This window comes from Vibrio navarrensis (assembly GCF_000764325.1).
Classification (GTDB): domain Bacteria; phylum Pseudomonadota; class Gammaproteobacteria; order Enterobacterales; family Vibrionaceae; genus Vibrio; species Vibrio navarrensis.
This window is the reverse complement of sequence record NZ_JMCG01000001.1, coordinates 1,215,232-1,241,948: the sequence shown is the minus strand read 5'-3', so window position 1 is coordinate 1,241,948 and position 26,717 is coordinate 1,215,232. Positions and strand designations below refer to the sequence as shown.

Annotated in this window: 20 protein-coding genes and 1 CRISPR repeat array; of the genes, 5 read left to right on the top strand and 15 right to left on the bottom strand. The window is 45.4% G+C overall.

Annotated features, from left to right (window positions below; genetic code table 11):
• Nucleotides 1–47: 47 nt before the first annotated feature.
• From EA26_RS20255 to EA26_RS05595, 11 genes are all read right to left on the bottom strand, one after another.
• On the bottom strand, nt 48–1,859 hold the full coding sequence (locus tag EA26_RS20255) for an Ig-like domain-containing protein (protein ID WP_404976602.1): 1,812 nt from the start codon (nt 1,857–1,859) through the stop codon (nt 48–50).
• A 47-nt stretch (nt 1,860–1,906) separates the two neighbouring features.
• Nucleotides 1,907–3,775: direct repeats of the CRISPR family, unit length 32 nt; unit sequence GTTTCAATCCACGCGCCTGCGGGAGGCGCGAC.
• Between the two features lie 175 nt (nt 3,776–3,950).
• Nucleotides 3,951–4,244, bottom strand: coding sequence for a CRISPR-associated endonuclease Cas2 (gene cas2 / locus EA26_RS05640; protein ID WP_039425131.1), 294 nt, complete (start codon nt 4,242–4,244; stop codon nt 3,951–3,953).
• 12 nt (nt 4,245–4,256) lie between these two features.
• Nucleotides 4,257–5,288, bottom strand: coding sequence for a type I-C CRISPR-associated endonuclease Cas1c (gene cas1c / locus EA26_RS05635; protein ID WP_039425128.1), 1,032 nt, complete (start codon nt 5,286–5,288; stop codon nt 4,257–4,259).
• Nucleotides 5,285–5,941, bottom strand: coding sequence for a CRISPR-associated protein Cas4 (gene cas4 / locus EA26_RS05630; protein WP_052079631.1), 657 nt, complete (start codon nt 5,939–5,941; stop codon nt 5,285–5,287). The genes cas1c and cas4 overlap by 4 nt, the downstream gene beginning before the upstream one ends.
• 31 nt (nt 5,942–5,972) lie before the next feature.
• A complete protein-coding gene (cas7c, locus tag EA26_RS05625) occupies nt 5,973–6,842 on the bottom strand; it encodes a type I-C CRISPR-associated protein Cas7/Csd2 (protein WP_039425123.1) in 870 nt (289 codons plus the stop codon).
• A complete protein-coding gene (gene cas8c / locus EA26_RS05620) occupies nt 6,842–8,644 on the bottom strand; it encodes a type I-C CRISPR-associated protein Cas8c/Csd1 (protein WP_039425122.1) in 1,803 nt (600 codons plus the stop codon). Before cas8c ends, cas7c begins: the two co-directional genes overlap by 1 nt.
• The gene (cas5c, locus tag EA26_RS05615) at nt 8,641–9,321 is read right to left on the bottom strand and encodes a type I-C CRISPR-associated protein Cas5c (RefSeq protein WP_039425119.1); all 681 of its coding nucleotides are present in this window, start codon (nt 9,319–9,321) and stop codon (nt 8,641–8,643) included. The genes cas8c and cas5c overlap by 4 nt, the downstream gene beginning before the upstream one ends.
• A gap of 358 nt (nt 9,322–9,679) precedes the next feature.
• The gene (locus tag EA26_RS05610) at nt 9,680–11,971 is read right to left on the bottom strand and encodes a CRISPR-associated helicase/endonuclease Cas3 (RefSeq protein WP_081947033.1); all 2,292 of its coding nucleotides are present in this window, start codon (nt 11,969–11,971) and stop codon (nt 9,680–9,682) included.
• Between the two features lie 1,007 nt (nt 11,972–12,978).
• Nucleotides 12,979–14,082 carry an ISAs1 family transposase gene (locus EA26_RS05605; RefSeq protein WP_000583762.1) on the bottom strand — a complete coding sequence of 368 codons (1,104 nt, stop codon included), beginning with the start codon at nt 14,080–14,082 and terminating at the stop codon, nt 12,979–12,981.
• 207 nt (nt 14,083–14,289) lie between these two features.
• Nucleotides 14,290–14,790: a TIR domain-containing protein gene (locus tag EA26_RS05600; RefSeq protein WP_017050425.1), complete on the bottom strand. Its 501-nt coding sequence runs from the start codon at nt 14,788–14,790 to the stop codon at nt 14,290–14,292.
• A gap of 11 nt (nt 14,791–14,801) precedes the next feature.
• Entirely contained in the window at nt 14,802–15,200 is a 399-nt protein-coding gene (locus tag EA26_RS05595; protein WP_039425106.1) for a hypothetical protein, read from the bottom strand.
• A 200-nt stretch (nt 15,201–15,400) separates the two neighbouring features.
• Between EA26_RS05595 and istA the strand changes: the two genes are divergently transcribed.
• Complete coding sequence (gene istA, locus EA26_RS05590) at nt 15,401–16,933, top strand: IS21-like element ISVch3 family transposase (RefSeq protein ID WP_039425104.1); 1,533 nt, start codon at nt 15,401–15,403, stop codon at nt 16,931–16,933.
• 10 nt (nt 16,934–16,943) lie between these two features.
• Entirely contained in the window at nt 16,944–17,684 is a 741-nt protein-coding gene (istB, locus tag EA26_RS05585; RefSeq protein ID WP_000993000.1) for an IS21-like element ISVch3 family helper ATPase IstB, read from the top strand.
• Nucleotides 17,685–17,748: 64 nt separating this feature from the next.
• Here istB and EA26_RS05580 read toward each other — a convergent pair whose 3' ends face one another.
• From EA26_RS05580 to ltrA (EA26_RS05560), 4 genes are all read right to left on the bottom strand, one after another.
• Entirely contained in the window at nt 17,749–18,846 is a 1,098-nt protein-coding gene (locus EA26_RS05580) for an SIR2 family protein (protein WP_226978382.1), read from the bottom strand.
• A gap of 361 nt (nt 18,847–19,207) precedes the next feature.
• Nucleotides 19,208–20,680: a group II intron reverse transcriptase/maturase gene (gene ltrA / locus EA26_RS05575; RefSeq protein WP_039425099.1), complete on the bottom strand. Its 1,473-nt coding sequence runs from the start codon at nt 20,678–20,680 to the stop codon at nt 19,208–19,210.
• Between the two features lie 607 nt (nt 20,681–21,287).
• Complete coding sequence (locus EA26_RS05570; RefSeq protein WP_039425097.1) at nt 21,288–21,554, bottom strand: hypothetical protein; 267 nt, start codon at nt 21,552–21,554, stop codon at nt 21,288–21,290.
• A gap of 829 nt (nt 21,555–22,383) precedes the next feature.
• On the bottom strand, nt 22,384–23,754 hold the full coding sequence (gene ltrA / locus EA26_RS05560; protein ID WP_235425315.1) for a group II intron reverse transcriptase/maturase: 1,371 nt from the start codon (nt 23,752–23,754) through the stop codon (nt 22,384–22,386).
• A gap of 593 nt (nt 23,755–24,347) precedes the next feature.
• Between ltrA (EA26_RS05560) and tnpA the strand changes: the two genes are divergently transcribed.
• The 3 genes from tnpA to tnpC are packed head-to-tail and all read left to right on the top strand — an operon-like array spanning nt 24,348 to nt 26,610.
• Nucleotides 24,348–24,668, top strand: a complete 321-nt coding sequence (gene tnpA, locus EA26_RS05555; RefSeq protein ID WP_039425094.1) for an IS66 family insertion sequence element accessory protein TnpA — start codon at nt 24,348–24,350, stop codon at nt 24,666–24,668.
• The gene (tnpB, locus tag EA26_RS05550; RefSeq protein ID WP_039425091.1) at nt 24,665–25,018 is read left to right on the top strand and encodes an IS66 family insertion sequence element accessory protein TnpB; all 354 of its coding nucleotides are present in this window, start codon (nt 24,665–24,667) and stop codon (nt 25,016–25,018) included. Before tnpA ends, tnpB begins: the two co-directional genes overlap by 4 nt.
• Before the next feature lie 59 nt (nt 25,019–25,077).
• On the top strand, nt 25,078–26,610 hold the full coding sequence (tnpC, locus tag EA26_RS05545; RefSeq protein WP_039425088.1) for an IS66 family transposase: 1,533 nt from the start codon (nt 25,078–25,080) through the stop codon (nt 26,608–26,610).
• Nucleotides 26,611–26,717: the final 107 nt, after the last annotated feature.

Below are 26,717 nucleotides of genomic sequence, written 5' to 3'. Positions count from 1 at the left end.
TTTGGGTGGCATAGTCTCCGATGTGTAGAATTTTGCTCTAAACCTTGCTACTGAGCCCAGCGGTAAGTGAGTTGTATCGCGATGGTATCGACATCGTTTTCTCGCAGAAAATAGCGTGAAGCCTGCAAGCCAAGGCCCCATTTCTCCGAAAGCGCGTACCCCACTTCAGCCCCTACATAACCATTAAAGCCGTCAATGTCCGTCTTAATGGTGCTACCTTGATAGGTACTTTCAATATCCGCATTCCAAAATAGGCCACCAAGATGGGCTTTAGCATGCCAAGCGTCACTTTGCCAAAATTGATAGCCCACCTCTAAGCCGACACCGCTGGCCAAAATGGGCGAGACACTCGCCACACTTTGATGGTACTCCTGTGGCGAAGTGGTCGCGCCACGTAGCGCCGCGCTCCCCTCTCCCATATCCACATAGCGCAGCATCGCTGACCAATTTTCATCTAACTGGTACCCCAAGCCAATCGAACGGTAGAAGCCGTTATCATCGGTTGAGACCACATCCGCCGTGCTAACAGCGCTGCGCTCATCAGCATGGCTGACGCCCATCTGCGCATCGAGATACCAGGCTGCTTGAGAGTTAAAACTCAGCGCAGCCAGCAGCGCCAACCAGCCTTTTTTACCAACTCGGCGCAACGCGCCAGCGAGAGTAAGTAACATTAATGCCATACCGCCTAACGGGCCTCCTGAACTGTTTGATACATCGACATCTTTCACTAGTTTCACCGTCACTGTGACCTGGCCAGTGTCTGGCAGACCTTGGCTGTCTTGAATGACATAGGTGATAACATCCGTACCTTCAAAGCCCAAGGTCGGCGTGTAGGTCACCGTTTGATCGGCGTTCAACACGGCCTGTCCATGCTCGGGTTTATTAACTGACACTAAAGTCAACGCGTCATTATCAACATCACTGTCATTGGACAGGACATTAATCGTGACTGGCGTACGGTCGTTGGTTTCAACCACATCATCCTCTGCACGCGGATTTTGATTGTTGAGTACGTTGACGGTGACTTTCGCAGTCCCCGTGCCGCCATTACCGTCTGTCACGCTATAGGTAATGGTCGCCACACCGAAAAACTGTGACTGAGTGGTGTAACTCAACTGATTGTTCACCACGCTGACACTGCCGATATCCACCGAAGCGCTGCTTAAGGTTAAGCTGTCACCATCAGCGTCCGTATCGTTACTCAGCACATCAATGACCACGCTGCCATTGCGCGTAACTACAGCAGTATCGTCGCTTGCTTGTGGCAGCGCATTGCTGCTGGCGCGAGCGGCAACACCACCTGGGTCAACCACGCTGCCGTTTGCCATGCCGTCATCATCGTTCGGTCCACCGTCTTGGACGGTAAGTTGCACACACCAATGGCCTTCAGTTAAGCCCGGTGTCCATACACTGTCTCCCGGAGGCGGACAGTAGCCCGCTTCACCCGACGTAGACGCAATCGAGTTGTCAGCATCTTCAACAAAATCGACCCAACCCACATCGGCTCGGAACTTACGATAAACGGCATTCGCCGGAACAGGCAAACGCTGCGGCATAACCAGTTGATAGCTCTGACCGGGTTGTGGCAAGTTGGTCGCCACAAAGTCAAAAATACCACCAATGTTGTCCGCCTCGTTGTCGACCGTCAGCTCATTATCCAGCAAGCGCGCTCCACCTGTCTGGTTTTCCACTATGGTGACACCTTTACGTAAACAAACGCCAGGTTGACCTTCAATGAGGAAGCTGTCGTTCTCTGCTACCGTTTGCTGAATCACGTTGCAGTCAGAGATGGCATCCAGATAATCAGGAATGCCGTCACCGTCGCTGTCGCTGTGGCCTTCTTGGTCGTCCGGAATCAAGCGGGAGGCGCGACGTACGTAAAGAGAGTTAACTAATGGAACTAAAAGTTTCAATCCACGCGCCTGCGGGAGGCGCGACTCGATGTAGGTGAGGTTATGAGCTCGAATTACAGAGTTTCAATCCACGCGCCTGCGGGAGGCGCGACTACCGTAGCAACGCATCTTCTGGCGTGTTGAATGGTTTCAATCCACGCGCCTGCGGGAGGCGCGACCTTTATCTTGGGGTGTTTTTAAGCATTTACCTCGTTTCAATCCACGCGCCTGCGGGAGGCGCGACTTTGGCCTTCTTCGCCGACGGGATGATCAGTATCGTTTCAATCCACGCGCCTGCGGGAGGCGCGACCTTCCTTTCTGGTTGGCATATCCCACATGTCGAGTTTCAATCCACGCGCCTGCGGGAGGCGCGACATAACCAAAAAGGCGGCTCTATCGAGCCATCGAGTTTCAATCCACGCGCCTGCGGGAGGCGCGACGTCAGTGAGCATGGCTTATTCGTCTCCGTCCGTTGTTTCAATCCACGCGCCTGCGGGAGGCGCGACTTTATGAGGCTTAACAAACCGCTTAAGGCGGACTAGTTTCAATCCACGCGCCTGCGGGAGGCGCGACTAAGAACAACATCGCGGGACCGTATCAGGATGTGTTTCAATCCACGCGCCTGCGGGAGGCGCGACCAAAGTATCAACCGGAAATTGAAGTGCTCAGTAGGTTTCAATCCACGCGCCTGCGGGAGGCGCGACGGACGCAAAGTAGCGGACAGTTCGGTGGTGTGAAGTTTCAATCCACGCGCCTGCGGGAGGCGCGACATGAAGCGACGCTGCCTGAAAACATCGAGCGCAGTTTCAATCCACGCGCCTGCGGGAGGCGCGACATGGCGGGACAAGGGCAAGTGATGCTCGATCTAATGTTTCAATCCACGCGCCTGCGGGAGGCGCGACCCAGCGGCCATGACATCCTTTCTTTCTGCACTGGTTTCAATCCACGCGCCTGCGGGAGGCGCGACGAGACTCTTGAGATTGAGAATCACGGCTTCGAGAGTTTCAATCCACGCGCCTGCGGGAGGCGCGACAAGGCGAATAAGGCTCTTGAGCGTAAGGTGCTTAGTTTCAATCCACGCGCCTGCGGGAGGCGCGACGAGACTCTTGAGATTGAGAATCACGGCTTCGAGAGTTTCAATCCACGCGCCTGCGGGAGGCGCGACGTCCACATCGGCCAATGTCGCTTCATGCGCAAAGGTTTCAATCCACGCGCCTGCGGGAGGCGCGACGTCGCCGTGGCCAACACGAAAACCATTGGGTAAGTTTCAATCCACGCGCCTGCGGGAGGCGCGACAAAATTTGTAATCAGCCTTCTTATTGGTTCCGGGTTTCAATCCACGCGCCTGCGGGAGGCGCGACGAGGGGCAACAAACTGCTTTGCTCTGTCTAGGCAGTTTCAATCCACGCGCCTGCGGGAGGCGCGACGTTAGCAAAGCGCTCAAAACCACCGATGACCTTGTTTCAATCCACGCGCCTGCGGGAGGCGCGACAGTCACAAATCAGAAAGGACTAAGCGATGAAGAGTTTCAATCCACGCGCCTGCGGGAGGCGCGACCTCTCAGCTTTACTACGTTAAGCGGACAATAAAGTTTCAATCCACGCGCCTGCGGGAGGCGCGACGGTTATCGAGCCCATTTGCCTGACTTTTTCCCAGTTTCAATCCACGCGCCTGCGGGAGGCGCGACCAACACGGTACCACCATCAGCGGTGGCGCTGGTGTTTCAATCCACGCGCCTGCGGGAGGCGCGACGTCGCGCAACATGGACAAGCTCAGCGGAGACGTGTTTCAATCCACGCGCCTGCGGGAGGCGCGACTGATTCGCTGAATTAGCCTCGCAGTATGAGCTTGGTTTCAATCCACGCGCCTGCGGGAGGCGCGACCGCCTATTGTGAAAGGCACGTATAAACTAGCATATATTATGGTTTGCCGCTAACTTTACGCGGTAGAAGAAAACTATTTGGTGTAAAGCTATAAAAATAAATATTTGCTCTATTTTTAAAGAACTTATGCAATCGCTAGCTCCCCGGTGTTTTACTGAGAACTCAAACCTAGCGATTATAAAATTAGGGTATCTCTGAATATATCTATCGCTTCTTTCGCGCCGTGGTGCTCCACTTTGTTTTGCCAGTTTTTGCCGAGCTTATAAAAACGCAAACTGTCGACTTCAGGGTCGTAAATTGACAACATCTTATTTTTAAAGCGCAGCCATTGCGCCGCATCTATCTCGCATTCAAATACAGAATATTGCACCCTTACACCATAATTTAAACACACCTTTGCTAATTGCCTGAGACGTTTTTGTCCATCTTCACTAGCAAAAGATACATCGTAGGTGACCAATACCATCATGGCGCACTCTCCTTATTTTTTGATCACAAATGGCGGATAATGGGCTAAATCACCACGTAAATGCCGGGCTAGTAACATGGCTTGGACATGCGGTAATAAACCAATTTGCACCTTTTCTTGCCAAAAAGGGTGTATGACTTCTTCTTGTTTTTTCGCTTGGTAAGCCTGAAAAACCAGCTTACGCGCGTCGTCTTTTATGCTGACTCCACCAAGACAATCTGTCTCAAAGTCTTTCGTGGTCAGGCTTTTATTATTAAAGAGTTTTAAGGCAATACTATCGACAATGTAAGCTCTAAACTCTTCTAAAAGATCGAGGGCGAGGCTATTTCTGCCGGGCCGTTCTTTGTGTAAAAAACCGACCTGAGGATCTAAGCCAACTCCTTGTAATGCGCCACTTATCTCTTGTCCTAACACAGAGTAAAGCAGTGAAATAACCGCGTTAACTGGGTCTTTAGGCGGCCTTCGAGTCCGCCTATCAAACAGCCGTCTACTTTCATTGCCTTTAAACATGTCAGCAAACGCGGAAAAGTAATGCGATGCGGCCTCCCCCTCTAGTCCTAAAATGGTGTCGTAGGCAATCACGCCTTTGAGTTGATCAATAATTTGTTTTAAACGCTCAATGGCTTTTTCTAACTGTGGCGTACTGTTGTGATTGCGCCTAAAGCGTAAAAGCAACATACGAGATGAACGTATTTTTGCAGCGACAATATGCTTGGCAAGCTCATTTGCAGCTTGCTCCTGAACATTAAACTGCTGCCTACGCAGCAATACATTGCCCGTTTGTTTCCCAACCACATTGGCGAGAAAACGGCCATGCATATCAAAAAAAGCGAGATGCGTACCATTTTCACCACAAAAGCCAAGTAACTGCGGCGAAACCATAATGTTGCCAAAACAAAAGATGCTACCAATCGAATGAATAGGAAGCTGCATCAGTTTTTGCTTTTCTCCCTCCACTTTCTGCTCAATGAGTAAGGTTTCGCGCTGCTTATGCAAATAGACGCCATCTTTGGTGATATAAAGTGAGTTTTGCAGTTTTTTCATTCCGCCTCCGTGTTAAACAATCCGGCTACGTAACCGCTTGAACCATCTTTATGGGTTAAATCTGGCTGACAGATCTCAATTAAAGAACATGCCTTACAGTGTTTACCTTTGGTTGGCGGAGGTGTTTTCCCGTTTGCAAACAACTGTTGTACTTGGGTAATCAAGGCGTTAGTTTGCGTTCGCAGTGAGTTATCGAACTCAACTTCAATGCGTTTGCGTGTTTGCCAATACCAAAGTGCACCATTTGTGACTTCAACGGATAACATTTCTTCGATACATAAGGCTTGCGCGCACAGCTGTACTTTGTCGATATCGCTGGCTTTTGGCTTCCCTCGTTTATATTCAACGGGAACAAATTGGTTGCTGAGTTTATGGTGCTCTAATAAGTCTAATTTGCCTGTTACGCCTATTTGTGGCGCAGTCACCACTACGCCACGTTCAAAACGCACCCCTTTACGAGTTTCTGGCTCGCCGTTATCAACGCGCTCATGTAACTGCCGCCCGTGTGCCGTTAGGTAGTTTTCTTGCCACACTTGCTCTAAGTGGATCAGCGCGCATTGGCGCTGACAAAAAGCAAAGTGCTGTAGAGCGGAGATGTTGATTAGCTGCTGCTCTTCCATGAAATGAACACTCCAGATAAGAGTAAAATCCATGATTCATAGACCTTACTCTCTGATTAACCAACTAGAAATATTGTTTGGCTTCAACGCCCAAAGCATCTAATCCCTCTGCATTAAAATTGATTTTGTAATCAGAAAATGCAGCGGCAGGCGTGCCTTCTTCGCCATTGATTCTTTCAACTGTAACGCGTTCAAACAATTTATGTGCAGGGGCATTACCTAAAGCGTTTTCATGCTTAAACACAATTAAACTACGTCCGACCATTTCTCCTCTGGCTGCGGAGTGATCATGCTCAAACATCATTTCCAAAGCTTTCCAAACTTTCTCTAAATCTCCTTCAGAGAAGCCTGTTTTCTCAGCCAATTTAGCGGAAACAAAGCCATGTACACGATAAAGTCCATATGGAACGATGTGCTTTCGGCCCATAGTGCGTTCTTTTTCCAAATCCTTTTCGTTGGTGACAGCCATACGTGTAATTGAGATTTCCAGTGGAATAATCGGATCGATGGACTTCGCAAATGCCAACTGTAATGGCCCGCGAACTTGACCAGAGTTCACTTCCGTGGTCATTACCGCGCCAAAGGCACGGACATCAAAGAAGTTAGCACACATCCAAGCCGTTAGTTCTTTTGCCTTAGCTTGATCTTTGGGCAATTTTTTGGACTCAGGTTTAATTTCCAGCGCATCATACGCTTTTTGATTTTGTTGATTTAAAACACTCTTCTCCTGCACGTAAATATCATAACCTGGTGAGTTTTCTTCAGTGAGCTGAATATAGTTTCTTATCTTGCGTTTAAGGCTTACATCGGTCACTAAACCTTTACTCGATTCAGGATCAAGACGCGGCATATTCCCCGCATCAGGATCTCCATTCGGGTTACCATTTGTTACATCAAAAAAGTAAACAAATTCACAGCGGTTTTGGATGGTCATTAGTCATTCCCTTCTGTCATTGATTCATCGATTTTTATTTGTTCGGATTGAGAAAAGCGTGCATTTTTTTGATGGTAATAGCCAATCGAAAAGCGGCCTTGGTGCTCAATTGAAAAATGCCGTGGAAATTCTGTTGGTAGCATCCCCATAATGTTGCCAAGTTCTTTTTCTAACGTAACGGCTAGACCAGGTTTTTCCTTGCGTAATTTCGACAGGTGGTGTTTGCTACCGGATAGTAGCCTTGGGTAAATTGAGTAAGGCACAGTCGATGCTGAGGCATAATACTTGTCTGTAATTGTCGCATTGACTTTATCACCCAACGCATTTCGTTGAATGTTTTCCAACACTGCAAATAGCCTCCCCAACAAATACGCTGGGTTGGTATTTAACTCATCTAAGCTCATAGAAATCTCCTCTTTTCCAAGTAATCTGAGTTCTCTTTGCAATACCGCTTTCACCATCACAACCCGTAACCCACTAATATCTCCGTCAGACCTGAATCGTGCTAGCAATTGAGCTAATATCGCTCTTGGGTAACGTTGCCCGGTTAAAATAGCGCGCATCAATTCACCAGCCAAATGGGCTGGAGCATCATCAATCTTTGGCTTTTGCCCCTCTCGATGAGGTGCCAATTGCAGCAATAAACGCCACACTGACGGCGCAGTTTTCCAAGGCAATGGATTTAACGCCAAATCTTGAAAATGTTCCGCAAATCTCTGCTGAATATGCCCAAGGTCGGTTTGTAGCCAAAAGCGGATAGAAAGACGGGCAGCATTAGGTGCCAAACCTAAGATGAAGAATTGCGTATTGGGATCTAGATCCGGTGATATTTCTGGCAATGGTCGCCCTTTTACCAGCTTTTCTAATTCAGCTCCAAGCGCCGCCACTTCGCTGTCATCGCTTGGCATTGGTGGGTTAAAGCCCCTTAAAAAAAATGCTTCAGCACTCTTGGCCTTGTGCTCACTCTCTGCCAATGCCCAAAACACCACAATGGTGTCGCCTAAATTGACGACCTGATCATTCTCTCGACGTAGCAAGTAATTTAATGCCGTTGTGTAAGCAAAGGCTGCTTGTTCAGATACAGGAGCATTGTCCCCTTGCCCTTTACCAAAAGATTCAAACGATTCTTTATTAAAAGAGACAATGGAAACACCAGAGCTTTGCCCACCTGCAACACCTTTAATAGCAGGGTGTAATCTGGAGATAGGCGCTTTTTTACCTGTAATTAAGCATGTGGCTTGCTTGACATCATCCGATTGCAGCAAACTACCCCAAATAGTTTTTGCTTCATCTGATTCGTGGATGTATTGACGCATTCCATCCAATTGGAAAACGATATTAGCGTCCAAAACATCTTGAGTAAGAATAGAGTTTCCAAAGTTCTCCGGCTGCCAATTTTGTAAGAATATCGCTAATGCTTTTAATCCTTTATCTTCAGAGTGCTCCAGCAGAGATAAATGCCATTCTCGAAAGGCTTCGAATGTGGGTACACATAAATCAAATACCGTATTACTGTCTTTATTTTTTGATGATGAAACGCCAAGAGAATAGGCTGTTTTATCCCACAAAAAGAAAGGCTTGGTAACTTTTCCGGGTCTTTTAAAGGATTGAGGAACCTGCATTAACTTAGGCTTTGGTTTTTTTTCATCCGTTAAGTTTGGAACTATATCGACCAACTCCCCTTGTTCTGAAAGTACGAGAACATAGCTTATTTTTTCTTCGCTAAAGCCAAATGTAGGAACCTTGCTTTGGTTACCGCTATTAAGGCGATCGTAGTATTGGTTTAAGGCTGATAAAATCATTGCACCACCTTCGAAGATCGAAAAGGAGGCACATCGATCATCCCATCCTTTAATTCTGCTCGAAAAAATCTAGGCTCAGCGCCGTTCGCAAAATCAATATCATGCAGCATCCAGCCGAGATCTTTACTGGCGGTTGTCAATTCTGATTTAGGAAAATCCCCTTCATGCTCAATTAGAGAAAAATACGCAGGGAATTCACGGTTTCCTAAACAAGGCTGATGAAAATACTGTCCCCTGCGAGCACGACGGTTAAAAATGTCGAGATGCTTTCCGATGGAATCCTCTGTGCCTGCTTTGTCACTCAACTCAAAATGCGCTTCAATCACGTAACTCACATCACGAAGCAAGGTTGTTGCCCTCTGTTGACGATTATCACCATCATCAATCAGGAAACTTAAATCTTGGGTACTTTTGCGCTTCATTGCGCCACTGACTTTGGCACTGGACACTTTGCAATTACCTAATTCATTGCGCCGAATAGACTCAAAACGCACGGGTTTTAATACATGAATACGGTCAATTACCCAAATAATGGCCGGTTTCCAGTGAATAGCTTCCAAAATCCCCCTTGCAGCCGATGGGGTAATAACATCGTAAGAAACACGTTCCACCTTCATTTCCGGTCGGGTAAAGCACGCATATTCACCCCAAACATGCAGCTTGATGCCGTAAGCCATAATGCTCTCCTTTTGGCTTCTCTTAATTCATAAATTAATCCACGCCCCTGCGGGAGAGGCGACATCTCCAATACAAAACAGACAAAGTTTCAATCCACGCACCAACAACAGGCGCGACACCAGCCTTTAGAAGAGAAAATGACCAGTCAAGGCCATCAATACGATGCTTAGGCTCCAGACAATGACTTTGGCCGAAAAAGAAAACTGTCCACCAAACCTGAAAACCAGTTTGTTGCTTTCATCTTTCTTAACATAGAACGACCATCGACTATTCACTTTAACTCTCCTCAACGTACCTTAAAGAAAATAGTACGCAGACAAGCACCTGTCAAAAAATGACTTCTTTGTATATTTAGTATTAACAAAAAACTAAGTTTTCAGCCTTAATAAAATTAGGATCAGACCAACTGAGTCCAGATTCTGGATCATATATGTCCATGTTCACTAACTCCCAAAACTGTTCTTCAAACCGATACGGTGCAACTGTTTGAACCACTTTTGCCAATCGCAAACTGTCAAAACCATTTTGTGGGATTTGTACTATGTAAGGCTGTAGCTTTCTTAAAACACAACTCACATCATCCGTGCTTTCAAGTTCGTTCAATAGCTTGCGTGCTTCATCGTTATAAGGGATTAAAACCGGGCACATAAAGCTGTCAATCATTCTGAAATCACTGGCAATACTCTGAAATGGGAAATCTAACTTCGAAGCACCAATTCGACAGGCTTTTAAAAGCTGTTTCTGATCGAGTTCTTCTCCTTTGCGCCAATAAACATTCGAGAAATACTCTTTGATAGCCAGTTGGTCTAATAAATTGTCATGGCCTTTTCGCAGCACCGCTCGCATATCTGCCGAGAGCCCTTTTAATTCAGGTGGGATGGGCCAATCCGGAGATCGAAAAATCCAAACGTGGCTATCTTCTTTTTTCCACAATCGTTCACGATTACAGCGCCCTGCTGCTTGCGCAATAGAATCTAAGCCAGCTTCGGCACGCATCACACAGGGAAAGCTAACATCAACCCCAGCTTCTATCAGTGATGTCGAGATGACTCGGCATGGCTGAGGTTTTTTGGGGTCTAACCGCTTACGAATCTCATCCAAAGTTGCTGTTCGGTGCGCTGGACACATCAAGGTTGTTAAATGAAACACCCCTTCTGTTTGCTGCGCATTTAGTGTTCGGAACAGCGATTGGGCATGGCGGCGATTATTAACTATCGTAAGAATGTGATTATTCGCTTGAATACGCGAGACTAACTCATCATCACTAACCTCGCCCACATGAGAGACATTGACCAAACTGAGTTCGTCAAAAAGTCTCTTAGGATTAGGGGCAATCTCACGCACATTTTTGAATCCATTAGTAAAATCAGGTTCACACAATGCTGGTTGAGTCGCGGTGCAGAGCACGATAGAACAGCCATAGTTACGCGCCAACTCATCGATGACCGCCATCACAGGGCGGAGAAATTTAAGCGGCAGAGTTTGTGCTTCGTCCAGAATAATCACACTGCCAGAAATATTATGCAGTTTGCGGCAACGGGAGGGTCGGTCAGCAAACAAAGACTCAAAAAACTGTACTGCCGTCGTGACAACCACAGGCATATCCCAGTTTTCCATTGCTAGTTTTAATTTGTCACGAGTTTCTTCAGCACCTTCTTTATCTTTTATTTTGCGATCATCAAAATTACTGTGATGCTCTAAAACAGAGGCCTCCCCCAGCTCGCCAAATGCGTCACGAAATACTTGAGCATTCTGCTCAATAATACTGGTAAACGGAATGACATAAATTACTCTACGCATGTTATGCGCCAGAGCGTGCTCTAATGCAAAAGCCATAGAGCTAAGAGTTTTTCCTCCTCCGGTCGGCACAGTTAAAGTGAATAATCCTGGAGTAAGTTTTGCTTTGAGACGGGCTGTATCAAGAATCTCTTTACGAAGTTGATTAACGGTTTTCGTTTGGTCAGTACTTTTGATCTTGTCAGCTAATTTTTGGTCAAACTGTATTTTTAACTCTGATAATTGAGGATAATCTCCACGCAATAAGGGCTTACCTTCAAGCCGTTTATAGAACTCATCAGTATCAATAAAATCCGCATCAACCAAACACGAAAATATCATCCGAATTAAAAACGCGTATTGGAAACCTTGCAAATCGGCGTCAGGGTTTGGTGATATCTCTGGTATAAGAGATTCGATTGATGGCAAGACAAGCTCTGACTGCCAAGCTTCACTATCCAGCACAGGTAAGTCTTTGCCAAATTGTAGCTCCAGTCTGTCTTTAAGCGCTCGACGTCCATCTCCTTCACCAATCCCATTAGATAATCCTGCATGGTGACCCGCTATGGCATAAGCAACAAATTTATAAAATGGAAATTTGTTAAATTTTTCGTCTGGCAAAATTTCAGCCGCGATTTTAGCGCCTGCTGTCGCGTGATCTACCTTGCTTGAGGCACCTTCAAGCCTTGCTTGAAATTCTGGAGTATATTTTCCTAGATCATGTAAAAGACCTGCAAGATAAGATAGTTTAGCTGCTTTAAAATATTTTGAGTTTAGTTCTGCGCACAAAGCCACTCGACACAGGTGATCTTGTAATGGCTGCCAGTCAGACTTATCTTCTTTATTACCTGAATGTCCAAAGTAGTTATTCATTAACATATCCTTTGCGCTAAAGTTAATTCATTTATCACTATCGGGATGGGCAATATAAAATTCACTCGGGTTTAATTCATTCATCAGCATCGCTCCCACGGTGTCATATTTTCGATAAAACGATGGCAAGTTAGCCGTTCAAACTTATATCGGTCGTAACTTCTCTCTTTCATAAAGCTCCAAAGGGGAAAGGAGCGATCGTGATTTTTAGTGGATGGGAAGAAATGCAGTCCAATCAGTTGATTTATCTCACCAGTTCAAAAGATAAGGAGCGCACTGCATAGATAAGCATAATAGCGCGACAGAGCAGCACAAACCAAAGTCCTCGTTAAATGAACGTTTAAAAATGAGAGCTAAGCCGTTGTTGACTCAAGCAACGGTGAGGCTGAAAGCCAGTAAAGCAAAATTGAGGAAAATAAGCAGCAAGTTGCGCAGTAATCCGCACAGAAGATGGCATTATTTTTCAAAGGAAAAAGTGGGAGCACTCTTATCTTTCGTTTTGAAGTGGCGATATAACTGGTTTCGCCAAGGTAGTCTGTAAGAATTTGCCTCACTTGAACTTACCGATGTTGTCTACGTGAGATGATTTGTTCGTTTGGTGAAACATAGCCAAGTTACTTTTGTTGTCAACCTACAACAAAAAAACAGACTATGAACACTTATGGTGCAAATATGAAGAAAGCCTGCAATTTATGCGAACATATATTGCAGGCTTCAAATTGTGATGCTTGCAGCGTAAGTCTTCATAGACAGAAATAGCTTTCAAATAGTTACGAAGACATTTGCAGAATAAGTTCGCATAAAATTGCATCAAAAATCTGCATATTTGAGTAGGTATCTAAATCCTACGTTGTAAAGTTACTACATCATAACCAATGCCCGTAGATAATAATGTCCAGAGCATACGTTTAACAAAGTTTTGGACAAAAATTAGTCAGTTATATTACTAAATTAGGATGCAACGGATTAGTTCACGTATGGAAAAGTAAGGGCGCGAACGTACTTTGTTAAGCTGATGTAAAGAGAACTTTTGCTCTATAATCTTTGTCCCACGTAGCCTTATTCATCTTCCTTGGTACAGACACGCTCCCTTCTGACTTCCTGAAGAGGTTCTGCACAAATCGGCGACAACAAGCCATATTCAATGCCGAGTCCCCAGCGTAAATTCGCTGCTCGTCTTCTTTGAAAATAACGTCCAAAGCCCAGTGCTGCTGGTTCTCGATGTGCCAGTGTTTCCTTGTTGCGTTTGAGGCTAACTCTAAAGACAAATGGTCTGTGCAAATGTAGTACGATGTTTCATAGCTTCCTTTCCCTTTGACGCTTCTATCTCTCACCACCGCAACAATGCTTTTTACAACACTCCACTTATCTTTGAGTTCTTCGCTGAAGGAGGCAGGAAGCACGTAAACCTCTCGAATCTCTTCTCTTCCATGCCCTTTATCTTCAGTGATATACGATTCCTGTTGTTCTTCTGGCAAAGCCCAATAGTCTTGGAACTGCGCATCAATCTCTGCTAACAAACTTGGCTGATTCAGTTTGACTTGCACTAAGAAATCACCACCTTTATCAACCACTTTATTCAGTGTTTCAACCTGACAATGAAGCGCATCAGCAGTTAATAAGCACCCTCTGACATCCAAAGCGTCGAGCATGTTTTTTATCGCTATTAGCTCCATACCTTTACCGTCACAAGGTTGATGTGTGAGAGTCAAACCTTCATCTACGTCAAATGCCGAAACCATATAGAGAGGGTGTTCTTGTTTGCTTGCTTTCGCTCCTTTTAGAACCTTCCCATCAACGCTGATTATGGGCTGAGCATGCTTTTCTCTGTGCAAATTGACCCAGCCTACCATCGCTTCCAAGAGCGTCTCTGGTACAACAGTTCTCATTATCGCGGCAATATTATGCCGAGTGGGGAGACCATTGTCGTAGGGGAGATACTCACGCAACCACTCGATATTTCCTTCGCCGAAATCCTTAATATCAGTCCACTTATTTTGACCACAAATCATGGCGGTTATGACCAAGAAAGCCACTTCCATAACAGGGTACACTTGGTTGATATGCGAACGGGTATCTTTCACTTTTTTTAGCTGCTCAATGATAATCATGTACGAGTTTCTCATATTTTTAACTTCATGATCAGATCGTGATTACCTTGAAAAGTTCCCAATAACATAAAGTCTTTTATTTTCAGTGGTTAAAGTTCGATCCCGCCCTTTGGAAAAGTAACGCTGCGCTCTGCGGCAAGTTTGGAGCGCAGCGTAAAATTTGTCCGACAGAAGCGCATTGTTGTGCGCTATTGAGAAAAATCCAATTTAGTTATTTTTCCTAATTTCTATTGCCTCTTCTACAGCATTAGCCAAGTGTTTGCTGATCCAATCATATTTCTCTTGGCTGGTTGTCCCTGTAGGGTTGTAGCACTTCACTATTGATGATAGTTTTTTCCCTGTGTTGCCATAACCAATATAATCAAACGGGTTGCTACCTTTTGATGAGGTGTTACCACCACTATCTTTAAGTCCATGGACATATATTCCTACGACTCCTTTGCCATCGTCCCAGCCCTTAACTATTTCATGATTAATCCACTTCCTATCTGCGGTATTGCTGCCGACAAGAACTACAACGCATGACTTTCCAGACATTTCATTTGCAATCCATTTTTTTATCGCCGCATCCCCTCCTTTTTTAACTGTTTCCCAATTGTTATCTGATGTAGGCTTATTTCCATCGATTGCTCCAATATTTCGTACTGTTCCCGCACGCCAGTTATCAGGCAAATAGTGAAAGCTGTAAAAACAGTTACGTTTAGGCATGTTAAGCGTCCTTATTTTAATGATTTTAGTAAGTCAATTATTTCACTCTGAATCGTGGTCAACTCAGATTCCTTGTCGCAAATTTTGTCTATAAATTTTCTTGCACTTTCAGGGAAAGCATCACTGTCAAAATACCCCTCTTTCAGAAGCTCGCAATAAATTTCTCTACTTGCATATTCAGTTGCTCCTACAGGGATTAATAGCAAACCATTTGACTTTGCTATTTTAAATTCCTTGATCAATCCATCTGCAACTACCACCTCTCCATCTTTCAATTTATTCCCAAATAGAAAAATGGCTATACCAGAAAATGAAATCATGTCTGTTCGGTAGTCGTGCCAAACTTGCGCGATTGGTCGAGTACCAACTTCAGTCTGAGGTGCATATTTCGGAGCATTCCGATCAGTCATTTCGGGATTATCCGATCACCCATTTCGGTTTAAACCGATCACTGATTCCGCGATTATCCGATCACTTTTAGCCTAACTCCGAAATCGGTGATCGGAATAGCGAAAACCGCGATCGGAATGCCCGAAATCCTTCCTTTTTCTCTTTTAAATCAATCACTCGCTATTCTTTACTTCTTAAACAAGAACGTAAGGAAGCGACCATGGCTAAAAAGAGAACTCCAATGAACAAAATTAAAGAGGTATTACGCCTGAAGTACGACTGCGGTCTCTCAAATCGCAGCATCGCTTCTTGCCTTAAACTCGGGCCGTCCACCATCTCGGAACTCCTCACTCGCTTTAAACAAAGCCAACTTGGCTGGCCTCTACCCGAAGGTTGCAGTGACACAGAACTCACTCAGGTGTTGTATCACGGCAAGAAAGCCTGTCGCGATAAGGTGATGCCAGACTTTACGCAATACGCTGTCGAACTCAGACGCAAAGGCATGACGAAGATGCTGCTCTGGCAGGAATATCATGAGCAATATCAAGAGCAGGCCTACGCTTACACTCAGTTCTGTGAACACTTCACTCGTTGGTTCAAAACCCAAAAGCGCAGTATGCGTCAGCTCCATGTGGCAGGTGATAAGCTGTTTATCGATTACTGTGGGCCTCGGCTTCAGGTAGTCAATCCTGACACAGGCGAAGTGCGCGAAGCAGAAGTGTTCGTAGCAAGCTTAGGCGCGTCCAACTACACCTATGTGGAAGCCTTCCCCAGCCAAGGGAAGTCTTACTGGTTAGAGGCGCATGCCAATGCCTTCGAGCACTTCGGTGGCGTCCCCCATCTCTTGGTCCCCGATAATCTACGCAGCGCGGTCACCAAAGCGAATCGTTATGAGCCGAGACTGAACGACAGCTATCAGAAACTGGCGAATCACTATCAAACCGCCGTAATGCCAGCTCGCCCCTACAAACCGAAAGACAAAGCCAAGGCAGAGAATGCCGTCCTCCTAGTGGAACGTTGGATCATGATGCGACTTCGCCATCAAACCTTCCATACCTTCAAAGAGCTGAACCTCGCCATCCGTGAGCTTATGAATGACTTAAACGAACGTGAGATGAAGCAGTATGGTGCGAGCCGCAAAGCACTGTTCGACAAACTCGATAAACCCGCGTTAAAGCCCCTTCCTAAACAGCGATATCTCTATACCGAAACCAAGCGAGCCAAAGTTGGGCCTGATTATCACATCGAATATCGCCGTCACTACTACTCGGTTCCCCATCAACTGGTTGGCCACCATGTCGAGCTGGAAGCCTCCAACCGTCTGGTGCAGATCTACCACCAAGGTAACTTGATCGCTCAACATCCACGCAGCCAAAGGGAACGTGGAAACAGCACTCAACCAGAGCACATGCCGAGTAACCATCAACATCAAAAGTGGTCGCCTGGACGCTTGCTCAACTGGGGAGCCAATATCGGCCCAGCCACACGAGAGGTCGTCAATAAGATGCTGAACGCCAAACCTCATCCAGAGCAGGCCTATCGTTCCTGTCTTGGGCTGCTCAATCTGAGTAAAACCTATGGCGAGTCGCGCCTAGAACAAGCCTGTAAAGATGCATTGATGCTGACAAAACCCAATTACACCTTCGTCAACAATCTACTCAAGAACAATCGTGAAGGACAACTGAGTAAAGATAAAGCGAATACGCCGAACCTTGTTCACAGCAATGTTCGTGGCCCGAACTGTTATCACTAGGAGAAAGGATATGAACGCACTGAATGACCAACTCAAAACCCTGCGCTTAAGTCATGCGGCGAAAGCGTTAGAGCAGCAACAAGAGCAACTGACCACCTACGCAGAGCTGGACTTCGAGGAGAGGTTAAGCCTACTTCTGGAAAGTGAAATCTTGAATCGCAATCAAACCAAAATCCAACGCCTGAAACGACAAGCCAAGCTGAGAGTGGATGCTCAGCCGAGCCAACTTATTTACAAGGAGGGACGAAACCTCAACCGCAAGCAGATGAGCGAACTGCTAACGGGTGGCTATCTGCACAAGCACCAGAACATCTTGATCACAGGCCCAACAGGCGCAGGTAAAACGTATCTTGGTTGCGCACTGGCAACCAGCGCCTGCGACCAACAGCAAACGGTCAGATACTACCGATTAACTCGCTTGCTCGATGACCTGACCGCAGGTCGTCTAGATGGTAGTTATCAAAAGCAACTTCAATCGTTGGCTAAGAAAGCTCTACTGATCCTCGACGACTGGGGGATGGAGAAACTGACTCAAGAACATGCAGGTCACTTGTTAGAAGTGCTTGAAGACCGCTACCAAAACAGCAGCACAATCGTCATCAGTCAACTACCCGTAAAGGAGTGGTACAACATGATCGGCAACGCCACCGTCGCTGACGCTCTCATGGATCGTCTCGTTCACAATAGTCATCGAATAGAACTGGGAGGCGAGTCAATGAGAAAACTGGCGCAATCCGATCACTTAGAGTAAAAATAGGAAGAGAGAAAAACGGCAGGATCAGGTGATCGGAATAAACCGAAACGAGCGATCGCAATCACCGAAATACGCACTGAGGGAATGGCCTAAGTATTAATTGGTCAGAATCCAAGCGCCTCCCGTTCATATAAACATGTTCTAGGGCCCCAGTAATTACAGAGCTACCAACACCTAAACCGAAACCAGATACAATTCTAAATCCTAAGCTTGATATTTCTTTTGCTAGAGAGTAAATGAAGTTTTCCGCAACTGAGGGCTCCCACCTGCCATACTCATGCGCTGAACCAGAAATGAAAATTGTATTTCTTCTAAAAGCCCACTCTAATTGCCTGAGAATATCCGTTATTTCTGCATAGCTAGATACCAATATTGTTTTTATGCCGAATCTAAGTAAGTCCTGAATAAATAGCTCTTGCTTTCGTGCTCGGTATTCCGTGTCAGCTTCTGGTTCACCATCCTCTGGCTCAACAAGTTTTTGAATGCAATAGTGCTGCCGCTGATCCGTAGAGTAAGCAACGCGTACACGACTTAAGATGTAATCTAAGTTTGGATCAGTAAAGCTAAAACCCAGGAACAAAAATGTTTTTGCTACGAGGTCACCACTAAGTGCATTTATGAATGGCTGCATTTTGACGTGGTATGCCTCGTAATCATCCTTTGTAAGTACAGCCTCATCAGGATGCTCAATGTCTCCATGCATTTTATAAACAACGGCATCTCGCCCTCGTTTAGTAAAGCTCAACTGCTTAATTCTATATTTTGTATCAGGAATTTTTCCTGTTTCTGTTAAAGCATTTTCAATGAGCTTATCGTAATTCGTTGTCCAATATGTTGATATTGGAAGCCTTGCAAGTATTTGATGATTCTCGGTAATTGTTGCATTGTCAGATAGCTCATTAATGAGTAACTGATTTAGTTTTCCACGATTAGCCAGGTTTGAATTACAGTGGTACTGGGCCAAAGCGACTAAATCAGTTTCTTTTTCAATTTCAAGTTCGAGCTCTTCTGCTACTGGCCGAAGCAATTCTGACCAACTAACAAACCCTGCTGGAGCCGATAGCCCTGCACCAGCAAAAATAGCTAAATTCTCTTCGCTGAGATCCTTAAGTAGCTCTTTCACAAATCGTTGACGTTGTTGTTCAGTGCTAGGTTTCAATAGATAACTCCATTGTTAATAATTGCGCATAACGCTTTATAGACGGATTTTTTCCGTTTTTGTATTCAGTCTATGTTGCTGCCGTTTACTATGAAACTCAACTGGTATCAACCTGTTATGTGAATCGGCATATAGTTGTGGGGTCGAATTACGGAAAAATTCCGTATAAGAGATCAAAGTACGGATTAGATTAACTTGGTCTATTGTTGTACTGGCTAGGTCATCCTCTCACTGGTTCTGAGAAGATTTGGTCGAGTAGACGACACTTGTTACCAAGTGCCGCCCCTCTAAGAACCGTACGTGCAACTTTCACTGCATACGGCTCAAGCCTCCGCTAAGGCGTATTACGTTACCCAGCAGCCTAGATAGCAGTTAAAGCAGGATCAAACCATGAGTGACGACTTTCCTTTTTCGGTTTCCTCATTGCCAAGTAATCTTGGTATTGAGGATCGAACGGTGTCGCAGCACTTCGGATCTTCACATGCCTTTTGATAGGCGTTTTGGCTATTTGAATAAGGTTGTAGTGACAGTCCATATTGGCGATTTTCTGCCAACCATGAAATTGCCAACCACCACTTCTATTCATGTAGTATTTGCGCCTCACCCAGTCTTTTGGTTTGGTGGGATGCCGTCTAACCGCCCATCGCCACAATAACCAGAAGATTTGATGACCGAGGTAACCGAAAGTACGTTTTGCAACGCAGTGACGATAATAATTCGCCCAACCTTTCAGTTTGGGATTCAATAATCTGATGAGATCATTGACTGGCATTGTTGCGTGCTTCTTGATGAGTTCACGCAAGTTTCTCAGGAAAGAGAGAACGTTAGTTTTACTCGGTTTGATGAGTAGTTTGCCCTTGTACTTCCTAAGGTTAAAACCCAGAAAGTCAAAGCCGTCATCTATATGAGTAAGGTGCGTTTTCTCTTCAGATAGAGCCAACCCTCTCTCTTTTAGAAAATCAATCAGTCGAGGTTTAACTTCGTTAACAAGAACATCTTTTGATGAACCCGTTATCACAAAATCATCCGCATAACCTATAAAGTGAACTCGTTCCCCCGATTTCTTAGCCACTTCTTTTACGAGCTTTTCTAAGCCCGCAAGTGTTAGTAACATAAGCGTTGGAGAGATAATTCCACCTTGCGGAGTTCCTTCCGACGTTCGGTAGAATAAACCCTTATCGATATAGCCAGAGTCTAGCCACTGCTTCAGCATCTTTTTGTCTATTTGAACATTATCAAGTAGCCATTCATGCCCAATCTTGTCAAAGCAAGCTTTAATGTCACCCTCTAGAACCCAACGACCTGAACGCTTAAGGCACAAGCATTTGAAGCATTGTTTAATTGCATCTGCCGTGCTGCGATTAGGTCGAAAACCATAGCTATTTAGATCTGCTACCGTTTCCGATATCGGTTCCAGCGCAAGTAAGTACAACGCCTGTTGCGCTCTATCTATCATGCATGGAATGCCTAGAGGTCTGAGTTTGCCATTCTTTTTCGGGATGTAGATACGTCTGAGGGGTTTGGCTCGATAACCTTTACGATTCAATTGATCTACTGCGGTCATTCGACGAGCATCTGTATTCCAGATGACACCATCGATTCCGGGAGTGTTACTGCCTTTGTTTTGGGACACTCGCTTCACAGCCAGTAATTTAGCTGATCTCGAGTGCGTTAAAATCCACTGCAAAGCTCTCACTTTACTGTGTTTTCCCTCTCGGGTTGCTTTTGCAATGCGCATTTGAAGCTTTAAAACGTGCGACTCGACGGCTTTCCAATCGACGGATTGCCACTGAGTGCCATTAGGAGAGGCACTAACTTCTGATGAAGCCATCATTTGCGTTTCTCCTTAAATAAAGTTCTTCAAATCATCTTGCAACGGGAGACCAGTTAGAAGTCAGCTCGCTTTCGCGCCAGATATCAATCTGTATCCGCATCATTACAACACGGCATTTGCTTTCTCTAACCTCCTTTACCTGCATACCTATCGGCTATCTTCACAGACGGCTTTCCCCTAAGGGAGATATACAGGCTTACCCTGTTCCGTATGTTGCGTAAAACATCAGGTTAGATGCCCACTCTAGTGCGGAGAGTTCAACGATCACGAAAGGGCACTGCCCAACTCCTTTCCGACTCTCATTGCCATTTTGGCCACAGCGTATAAACCACTTCCGCTGCTCAATCATATAACGCACCTTACGTGGATTCACTTACGTTCATCATACTGACACCCTAGCACTTACCCAATTTGTGGTTATCAGGAAGAACCTCCTCTCACGATTCAGTTCCCACTCGGTCTAACAACCGAGTTTCGTTACATTGTCGGATTCGCTGCTTTATTCAGAATCCTAGGGTCATCTGGTGATACAGATGGTTCACTCTTATCGTGGTGAACAACGCTTCATACGACTTCAGGTCGCACGGGCAAAAATGCGTCGCAGTTATTAAATAGGGAAGTGTTTTTCCTCATATTCTTCAACCAATGCAGCTAGCCTTTCAAGTTCGTCACCTTCGGGAGTGCCTGGTTCAGCTGCATTAAATAGAGATTCAATTCGCTTCAATGCGGCATTGTAATCACTTTCAGAAAGTTCAAGACCCAATTCATCCAATGCCACCGAAGCCAGTTCATCAACATGTGCAGTATAGGGTGTCATCCCCTCGACCAGTTCATTTTCTGACAATCGCTTTTTACTCTTAGCTCGCTTTTTCATTCAAAATGACTTTAGATAATTTATAGCATAATGAGTTACTAGCTGTATCGTAAGATCTGTCCTGGAACACGCAATGGGGTACTTCTGAGTTACGACGTGCCAACTGTTAAGGTTCTGCACAAAAGCGTTTTACGAACTTCGGGCGACATCTACCTTTCTTACTTCCAGATCGCAAAACGACATATCATGAAGCGGTGCCAATAGTGGCTGAAATTTGGGGAAATCACTCACCTCCACTGTGAAGTGTTGGATTCATTTTATACAAAATTTTTTCTGAAATGCGTACATGTGCATACGGATAGTAGTTTACCCACGAGCCCTGAGCTGTGCATCAGGATTTTTCTAATCCAAACGACCTGAATCACCAACAACCTTAATTGAAGTCGTCAATATCCGTTTGTAGTAATGTTGTAGATTGATAGAAAGGTACCCTGTAATCGCAAAAAACATCTCGATAATCGTCACTAGACTCAACAACAAAGATAACTCGTAAGTTCTCTGTTGATCGAACTGTTAGCCGACTACGTAACCAACCTGCAAAGTTCGTGTCCTTTAACGCTTCAACACCGTAAAACCAAATCCAACGAGGATATTCATTTTCTTTAATAGACTTGTTCAGCTTTTTTGACGACCTAAAATTGTCTCTATACTCTTTCAAATCAATGGATTCTACCGCAATACCCATAGATTCATTGATTCGGTTGATCTCCAACACAAATGTGTCTGGCAGGTTTGCACGAAACACATGATGCCTATACATGTTCAGGCCCCAAGTACACCTAACATATCGTTCAAGTCCTACGGTCGCGGTAGGAATAGCGGTCACCCGCTACCCCCCGCACAGATCCGTACGTGCGCTACTAACGCATACGGCTCCTACCTTGGGTCTAACGTCAAATCGCTGCTCAGGATAAGGGTGGACAATTCTTGCTTTGGGGATCCAGTAATCAACTAATTTCCTAAAACGTGACCATGTCATTTTATGACGCTGGCTACGCCTTCGCAGTTGCTTTAGCCATGCATTAGTGATCTCTGTAATAAACAGATTTAGGGAGCTACCATTCATTGGGACACCATAATAGTTGATGTGCCCTCGAATAATCTGATTCAGCCACTTTCCAACCTTCCACGGCGGTAAGTGAAGCCTTTTCTTTAGCTCCTGTCTGACCCATTTTATCTTACTGATAAGTCGCTTTTTGATTGTCTTCCGCTTGATCATTATGGCCTTTCGGCTCTTAGTCAGGTCACAGTAATGTGTGAATCCAAGGAAATCAAAGGTTCCTGGTCTTTGAACTTTCCCTCTTTTAAAGTCTTCAAAAGCGAATCGTCCAAAATGTATCAACTTGGTTTTGTCCGGATGAACGGATAAGCCAAATTGAGAGAGGCGTCTTTTCAACCCCTCTAAACACGCATTTGCATCATTTTTATGCTGAAAACCGATAACAGCATCGTCAGCGTACCTAACCATGATGACATCGCCAGTTGCACTTCGATGCCGTTCTCGGTTCAGCCAAAGATCAAAAGTATAATGAAGATAAACATTTGCCAACAATGGTGAGATCACCGATCCTTGAGGAGTCCCGAGGAGCGATTTAACTCGCTGGTTATGTTCATCAACGTACCCTACTTTTAACCATTTGGTAATAATTTTGAGCAATGGTTTATCTGCGACTCTGTGCTCTAAGAACTGGATCAACCAATCATGTTCTACAGTATCAAAGAACTTGGTTATATCTAAATCAAGCACCCAGTTTATCTTTCTCCGGTTGAGAGCAACATACAGTGCATCAAGAGCTTGATGCTGATTCCGCTCTGGTCGAAAACCATATGAAAAGCCCATAAAGTCGCTCTCATAGATCGATTCTAGAACTTTACTGACTGCTTGTTGAACAATTTTGTCCCTAATGCATAGGATATTCAGCGGTCGCTGACTACCGTCTTGTTTAGGGATATAAATTCTTCTGGCAGGTTTTGGCTTATATCGTCCTGATTGAATATCTTCACATAGCTGCTTGATGAGCTGTTTTGAGAATAATTGATATTTATCCCATGTTACCCCATCGATCCCTGCGGCAGAATCACGCTTGAGAGTGTAAAAGCACTCCATGAGCAATTCTTCCGTTATAAGATGAAGAAGGTTGTTAAACTTCAGTGTCTTATTTTGAGCTGCGAGTTTGCGTATGGCCACCAACTTTGACATCACGGGGATCCAGCTCTGTGTCTGGCCGTGGTTAGACTGTTGACCATTCCCCTTGGTCAGGATACTTCCCTCCGCAGACTCCGCGTCTGTTTTACGAGTTTTGTTCGTCTGTTTCATCAGTACTATTATCCTGTCCGACTTCCTATACCATATTTATCTTGCCTGAGAGGGTTCAATAATTATGCCCGGTTGATACTTACCGGGACTGTATAGGATCTCCTAGGTTCCGGCGTATAAATTTCTCTGTATGCATAAGGTCTCCGACCCCGGGAAGTGTGCCCAAGAACTCACCAAATTACGCTCTTGTCACTATTGGATTCTGCTTCGCTTAACAACATCTCCACTTCCAAACTGAATTTCGTGGCTCAATACTTAGCCTACAGATGCCTCTACTAACACTTCACTAATGCAGTTACCCACACTCAGCGCATAGCTCGAGGACCCAGCGGATGGTTAGTCCTTACTGAGATGGGACTTCCACCCATTATTTATTCGCCAGCTTTGCCTAGCGTTCTAAGCGCATCATAAACCCCGCATTCTAATCGTCTAGCCCGAATAATAAGATCAAACCTCCAACCCAAAGGAGATTTGAAATGGCCAAACGACGCACTAACCAAGAATGGCGAACCCTGTTCGAACACTATGAATCCAGCCAGTTATCACAACGATTATTCTGTGAACGTAACGGACTGAGCCTCTCCACTTTTTACGCTAAGCGCCAACAGTTAAAGCACATCGAAAAACCGAACACGGTTGGCTTTGTTAAAGCAGAAGTCGTTGAAAAGGCGACAAAGTATCAAACCACTCACGTTGTCGTTGCCAACATGACACTACTTGTAAACAGTGTTGAACTGAGCATTCCGCAAGGCACGCCAGCGGCCTATCTCGCAGAGCTTATCGGTGCGCTGTCATGAAACGCATGCTCAGTGCTCCCGAAATCTATCTCTATCGTGAAAGCGTCGATTTTAGAAAGTCCATCAACGGCCTCGCGGCGATTATCGAAAGTGACACCGACTTACCCTTGGGCAGTGGTGCGCTGTTCCTATTCACCAACAAACAGCGCGATAAAGTCAAAGTGTTGTACTGGGATAAAACAGGCTTCGCTCTTTGGTACAAACGTCTTGAAAAAGCGAAGTACAAGTGGCCATCAAAAGAGAAAAACGAGGTATTTACCCTAACTCAATTCGAGCTTGATAGACTGCTTTCTGGCTTCACGATTATCGGCCATAAACCCATTGAAATAAACGATTTTACAATGACTTAAGCGATAATAAAGTCTTATCCACCAAGCATTAGCGGCATGATTTTAGTATCATCAATGCCATGAAAAAGACGCCAAATATCAACCCAGAAAGCCAAGATGTTGCCGAGCTACAAGCGATGGTGAAAGCGCTGTTGGCGTCAGAAACCCAATTGAAACAAGAGCGTCAATCGCTGCTTGAACAGCTTAAACTTGCCTTCGACCGCCAGTTCGCTAAACGCTCGGAGGCATTAAGGCCTTACGATGAATCCCAAGGTGACCTCTTCAACGAAGCGGAATGTGAAGCCGCTAAGGAAGAAGAGGTTGACGTTGTCACAACGACCACCACAAAGAAGAAACGCGGTAAACGTCAGCCACTGCCAAAGAGCTTGCCTCGTGAGGTTATCGAACTCGATTTAGACGACAATGAAAAGCAGTGCGCTTGCTGCCAACATAACCTGCATAAAATCGGTGAAGACCGCAGTGAGAAACTGGAGTTTACACCTGCGGTACTTAAAGTGTTGGAATATGTTCGTCCTAAATATGCTTGCCGCCAATGCGAGCAAACTCAGGACAAAAACCACGTCGTTCAAAAGCCAGCGCCGCAAAGCATTATCCCTAAGAGCTTCGCCACAGAAAGCTTGTTGGCCAATATCATCCTCGGCAAATACCAATACGCGATGCCACTTTACCGCCAAGAATCGTTGTTTACTCAGTCGGGTATCGAACTCTCACGAACCACTATGGCAAGGTGGGTTATCCAAGTCAGTGAGAAGTTCGCTCCACTCTATGTCGCCCTAAAAGAGCACTTACTTCAACAAGTGGTAGTTCAGGCGGATGAAACACCGCTCAATGTCCTCAAGGAAGACAAGCAATGCTACATGTGGCTCTACTGCTCAGGTGCAGACTCGCCAGATGCCGCACTGCCCAATGTAAAAAATATCGTCTTGTATGACTATCAAAACAGTCGCGCGAGGTCGTGCCCTGTTGCCTTCTTGGGCGACTATGATGGGTATCTGCAAACCGATGGCTATGGTGTTTATGATGGGCTTTATCGAGTCACCAATGTCGGTTGCTTTGCGCATGCTCGGCGCAAGTTCATGGAGGCGAAAAAGCTTCAAGGCAAAGGTAAGTCAGGCAAAGCGGATAAAGCGCTGGCCAAAATCCAGAAACTCTATGGGATAGAATCCCGCTTAAAAGGTGCCAGTGCCGAAAAACGGAAAGCAGAGCGCCAAGAGCATGCTAAGCCGATACTGGATGAGCTTTATGAATGGATGACAACTCAGAAAGTGCTTGAGTCTAGCCCGCTGGGTAAAGCGATAAAATACACGCTCGGTCAGTGGCCGAAGCTCATTCGCTATATCGATGACGGTCACTTATCGATAGACAATAACCGTGCTGAACGCGCCATTAAGTCGCTGGTGATTGGGAGAAAGAACTGGCTCTTCTCGACCAATCCCAATGGAGCGGAAGCGAGCGCGATGCTTTACAGTATCGTCGAGACAGCGAAAGCCAACGGCCTTATCCTTTACGACTACATAGTCAAGTGCATGCAGGAGTTAGCGAAAGCAGAACCAGATATCGATGCACTCCTGCCTTGGAACTTCAAACACTAACAATATCGCCCCGTGGGTTCATGGGGCGGATACAGTCCTACCTCATAGTGATTGAAATTAACATCAATAGATTCAAGTCTTTTTAAATACATGGGAAGCCTTTTAAA